This window comes from Alphaproteobacteria bacterium HT1-32 (assembly GCA_009649675.1).
Classification (GTDB): Bacteria; Pseudomonadota; Alphaproteobacteria; order Rhodospirillales; family HT1-32; genus HT1-32.
This window is the reverse complement of sequence record WJPL01000007.1, coordinates 1-6,275: the sequence shown is the minus strand read 5'-3', so window position 1 is coordinate 6,275 and position 6,275 is coordinate 1. Positions and strand designations below refer to the sequence as shown.

The 6,275-nt window shown below is 59.5% G+C and carries 1 protein-coding gene; it reads left to right on the top strand.

Going from position 1 to position 6,275, the window contains the following annotated elements; all coding sequences use genetic code 11:
- On the top strand, positions 1-6,275 hold a 6,275-nt coding region (locus tag GH722_20580), incomplete at both ends, for a hypothetical protein (GenBank protein MRG74163.1).

Genomic DNA, 6,275 nt, shown 5'->3' with positions numbered 1-6,275 from the left:
ATCGATTACGGTGCGGATGGTGCAGCCGATGGCTCACCGACGGCGCTGCAGTATGACGATCTGGACTGGGCGCTTGAAGGCCCGGCAGGTCTGACCAGCCAGGGTGAAGCGGTGACCTACAGCTGGGATGCGGCAACCAACACGCTGCAGGCGACTGCGGATGGCCGTGATGTGTTCACGGTGGAACTGAATGAAGACGGCAGCTACACCTTCACGCTGCAGGACAGCCTTGATCATGGGGCAGCAGACGGTGAGAACAGCCTCGGCCTTGAGTTCACGCTGACGGGCACACCGTCCGATGATGTGGCGACGGATTACGATCTGGATCCGTCCACACTGGCGGATACCTCGATCTCCCAGACCTTCAGTGTCAACGTCACCGATGATGTACCGGAAGCGGCAGAAGTTGCGACACCGACGGTCGCTGACACAGTCACGCTGGACGAAGATGATCTGGCTGACGGCACGGACGACACGAAGGAATCCCTCTCAGCCTCTGGCGACCTCGGTCTCGACGGTGATCTGATCACGATCGATTACGGTGCGGATGGTGCAGCCGATGGCTCACCGACGGCGCTGCAGTATGACGATCTGGACTGGGCGCTTGAAGGCCCGGCAGGTCTGACCAGCCAGGGTGAAGCGGTGACCTACAGCTGGGATGCGGCAACCAACACGCTGCAGGCGACAGCCGATGGCCGTGATGTGTTCACGGTGGAACTGAATGAAGACGGCAGCTACACCTTCACGCTGCAGGACAGCCTTGATCATGGGGCAGCCGATGGTGAGAACAGCCTGGGCCTCGAGTTCACGCTGACGGGCACACCGTCCGATGATGTGGCAACGGATTACGATCTGGATCCGTCCACACTGGCGGATACCTCCATCAGCCAGACCTTCTCGGTCAATGTGACCGATGATGTTCCGGAAGCCGCTGTGGTTGAGCCTGATCAGGCCGGTAGTGAGACCCTGACTGTTACAAATATGGGTCAGGAGTCTGCAAGCCATCAGAATAGCTATGGCTATTATATCCAGAATGAAGACGGTGAGCCGGTATCGGGTCAGATCATATGGTCGAACACGAAGGAAGATATCGGAGATACATTCTCAATTGAGGGTGTCGATCCGGATAATGTCGGTTTCTTTGTAATCCCGAATGGTAATGCTGTGAATAGCGGCATCGAGAACGGCATGAATGTGACGTTCCAGCAGGATGGGGATGGTAACTGGCAGGTTGTCACGGAAGGCGGCCAGGTTCTGGTGGGAACTGGCACAGATGCTCTCTTTACGAACCAGTCTCTGAATGAAGATGGTCTGGACCACGAACAGGATTCGGGCGCGCCGGGCAGCCAGAATTGGGAAGACCTCCATAATGGTGGTGATCTTGATTACAACGATATCAATGTAGATGTTGAACGTGCGGTCACTACGGTCACGCTGGATGAAGATGATCTGGCCGACGGTACGGATGAAGACAAGGAAAGCCTCTCTGCCTCCGGTACGCTGGGTCTGGATGGTGATCTGATTACCATTAATTATGGCGCAGATGGGCCGGCAGATGGCGCTCCAACAGCGCTGCAGTATGATGATCTGAACTTTGAACTGACTGGCCCTGCAGGTATTACTTCGCAAGGTGAGCCGGTCACCTATGAGTGGGATGCGTCGACCAATACGCTGCAGGCCTCTGCGGATGGCCGTGATGTATTCACGGTGGAGTTGAATGCAGATGGTACCTTTACCTTCACGCTGCAGGACAGCCTTGATCATGGGGCTGCGGATGGGGAGAACAGCCTGGGCCTTGAGTTCACGCTGACCGGAACACCGGATGACGCTGTATTGACGGATTACGATCTGGATCCGGCGATGGTCGGTGATTTGAGTGTGACACAAACCTTCAGTGTCAATGTGACGGATGACGTTCCGGAAGCGGCCGAAGTGGCGACCCCGACGGTGGCCGATACGGTCACGCTGGACGAAGATGATCTGGCCGACGGTACGGACGATACGAAGGAATCACTTTCAGCCTCTGGCGATCTCGGCCTCGACGGTGATCTGATCACTATCAATTACGGTGCAGATGGCCCTGTGGACGGTGCCCCTACGGCATTGGCATACAGTGATCTGACATTTGAAGTTGCGGGGCCGGCTGGTCTGCTCTCAGGCGGTAACCCGGTTTCATATCAGTGGGATGCCTCGACCAACACGCTGCAGGCGTCTGCCGGTGGTGAAGATGTGTTTACGGTTCAATTGAATGAAGACGGCACTTACACCTTCACGCTGCAGGGGAGTCTTGATCACGGGGCTGCGGATGGCCAGAACAGCCTGGGCCTCGAATTCACCCTGACGGGCACGCCGGATGTGGAAGCGGGCACTGATTACGATCTGGATCCGGGCGTACTTGAAGGTGTGTCCATCACGCAGACCTTCTCAGTCAACGTCACCGATGACGTTCCGGAAGCGGCTGAAGTGGCGACACCGACGGTGGCTGATACGGTCACGCTGGACGAAGACGATCTGGCCGACGGTACGGACGACACGAAGGAAAGCCTCAGTGCAACGGGTGATCTGGGTCTCGACGGTGACCTGATCACGATCGATTACGGTGCGGATGGTGCGGCGGATGGCTCACCGACGGCGCTGCAGTATGACGATCTGGACTGGGCGCTTGAAGGCCCGGCAGGTCTGACCAGCCAGGGCGAGGCGGTCACCTACAGCTGGGATGCGGCAACCAATACGCTGCAGGCGACAGCCGATGGCCGTGATGTGTTCACGGTGGAACTGAATGAAGACGGCAGCTACACCTTCACGCTGCAGGACAGCCTTGATCACGGGGCGGCAGACGGTGAGAACAGCCTGGGCCTTGAGTTCACGCTGACGGGCACACCGTCCGATGATGTGGCGACGGATTACGATCTGGATCCGTCGACGCTGGCGGACACCTCGATCACGCAGACCTTCAGTGTCAATGTGACGGACGATGTGCCGGAAGCGGCTGAAGTTGCGACACCGACGGCGGCCGATACGGTGACGCTGGACGAAGACGATCTGGCTGACGGTACGGACGACACGAAGGAGAGCCTCAGTGCAACGGGCGACCTCGGTCTGGACGGTGATCTGATCACCATCGATTACGGTGCGGATGGTGCGGCGGATGGCTCACCGACGGCGCTGCAGTATGACGATCTGGACTGGGCGCTTGAAGGCCCGGCGGGTCTGACCAGCCAGGGTGAAGCGGTCACCTACAGCTGGGATGCAGCAACCAACACGCTGCAGGCGACAGCGGATGGCCGTGATGTGTTCACGGTGGAACTGAACGAAGACGGCAGCTACACCTTCACGCTGCAGGACAGCCTCGATCATGGGGCAGCAGACGGCGAGAACAGCCTGGGCCTCGAGTTTACGCTGACGGGCACACCGTCCGATGATGTGGCAACGGATTATGATCTGGATCCGTCGACGCTGGCGGATACCTCGATCAGCCAGATCTTCTCGGTGAACGTGACGGATGACGTTCCGGAAGCGGCCGAAGTGGCGACGCCGACAGTGGCCGATACGGTCACGCTGGATGAAGATGATCTTGCTGACGGTACGGACGACACGAAGGAATCGCTCTCAGCCTCTGGCGACCTCGGTCTCGACGGTGATCTGATCACGATCGATTACGGTGCAGATGGTGCAGCCGATGGCTCACCGACGGCGCTGCAGTATGACGATCTGGACTGGGCGCTTGAAGGTCCGGCAAGTCTGACCAGCCAGGGTGAAGCGGTCACCTACAGCTGGGATGCGGCAACGCAGACCCTGCAGGCCACTGCGGACGGCCGTGATGTGTTCACGGTGGAACTGAATGAAGACGGCAGCTACACCTTCACGCTGCAGGACAGCCTTGATCATGGGGCAGCCGATGGCGAGAACAGCCTGGGCCTCGAGTTCACGCTGACGGGCACACCGTCTGATGATGTGGCGACGGATTATGATCTGGATCCGTCGACGCTGGCGGATACGTCCATCAGCCAGACCTTCTCGGTCAATGTGACGGATGATGTTCCGGAAGCGGCTGAAGTTGCGACACCGACAGTGGCTGACACAGTCACGCTGGACGAAGATGATCTGGCCGACGGTACGGACGACACGAAGGAGAGCCTCAGTGCAACGGGTGACCTCGGTCTCGACGGTGATCTGATCACGATCGATTACGGTGCGGATGGTGCGGCGGATGGCTCACCGACGGCGCTGCAGTATGACGATCTGGACTGGGCGCTTGAAGGCCCGGCGGGTCTGACCAGCCAGGGTGAAGCGGTCACCTACAGCTGGGATGCAGCAACCAACACGCTGCAGGCGACAGCGGATGGCCGTGATGTGTTCACGGTGGAACTGAATGAAGACGGCAGCTACACCTTCACGCTGCAGGACAGCCTTGATCATGGGGCAGCCGATGGCGAGAACAGCCTGGGCCTCGAGTTCACGCTGACGGGCACACCGTCTGATGATGTGGCGACGGATTATGATCTGGATCCGTCGACGCTGGCGGATACCTCCATCACGCAGACCTTCTCGGTCAATGTGACGGATGATGTTCCGGAAGCGGCTGAAGTTGCGACACCGACAGTGGCTGACACAGTCACGCTGGACGAAGATGATCTGGCCGACGGTACGGACGACACGAAGGAGAGCCTCAGTGCAACGGGTGACCTCGGTCTCGACGGTGACCTGATCACCATCGATTACGGTGCGGATGGTGCAGCCGATGGCTCACCGACGGCGCTGCAGTATGACGATCTGGACTGGGCGCTTGAAGGTCCGGCAGGTCTGACCAGCCAGGGTGAAGCGGTCACCTACAGCTGGGATGCGGCAACCAACACGCTGCAGGCGACAGCCGATGGCCGTGATGTGTTCACGGTGGAACTGAATGAAGACGGCAGCTACACCTTCACGCTGCAGGACAGCCTTGATCATGGGGCAGCCGATGGCGAGAACAGCCTGGGCCTCGAGTTCACGCTGACGGGCACACCGTCCGATGATGTGGCGACGGATTACGATCTGGATCCGTCCACGCTGGCGGATACCTCGATCACGCAGACCTTCAGTGTCAATGTGACGGATGACGTTCCGGAAGCGGCTGAAGTGGCGACACCGACGGCGGCCGATACGGTCACGCTGGATGAAGATGATCTGGCTGACGGTACGGACGACACGAAGGAGAGCCTCAGTGCTACAGGCGACCTCGGTCTGGACGGTGACCTGATCACGATCGATTACGGTGCGGATGGTGCAGCCGATGGCTCACCGACGGCGCTGCAGTATGACGATCTGGACTGGGCGCTTGAAGGCCCGGCAGGTCTGACCAGCCAGGGTGACGCGGTCACCTACAGCTGGGATGCGGCAACCAACACGCTGCAGGCGACAGCGGATGGCCGTGACGTGTTCACGGTGGAACTGAACGAAGACGGCAGCTACACCTTCACGCTGCAGGACAGCCTTGATCATGGGGCAGCAGACGGCGAGAACAGCCTCGGTCTCGAGTTTACGCTGACGGGCACACCGTCCGATGATGTGGCGACGGATTACGATCTGGATCCGTCGACGCTGGCGGATACCTCGATCAGCCAGACCTTCTCGGTCAATGTGACCGACGATGTTCCGGAAGCGGCTGAAGTGGCGACGCCGACGGTCGCCGATACGGTCACGCTGGATGAAGATGATCTGGCTGACGGTACGGACGACACGAAGGAGAGCCTCAGTGCAACGGGCGACCTCGGTCTCGACGGTGACCTGATCACGATTGATTACGGTGCGGATGGTGCAGCCGACGGCTCACCGACGGCGCTGCAGTATGACGATCTGGACTGGGCGCTTGAAGGTCCGGCAGGTCTGACCAGCCAGGGTGAAGCGGTTACCTACAGCTGGGATGCGGCAACCAATACGCTGCAGGCGACAGCCGATGGCCGTGATGTGTTCACGGTGGAACTGAACGAAGACGGCAGCTACACCTTCACGCTGCAGGACAGCCTTGATCATGGGGCAGCCGATGGCGAGAACAGCCTGGGCCTTGAGTTCACGCTGACGGGCACACCGTCCGATGATGTGGCGACGGATTACGATCTGGATCCGTCCACACTGGCGGATACGTCCATCACGCAGACCTTCTCGGTGAACGTCACCGATGATGTACCGGAAGCGGCTGAAGTTGCGACACCGACAGTGGCTGACACAGTCACGCTGGACGAAGATGATCTGGCCGACGGTACGGACGACACGAAGGAGAGCCTCAGTGCAACGGG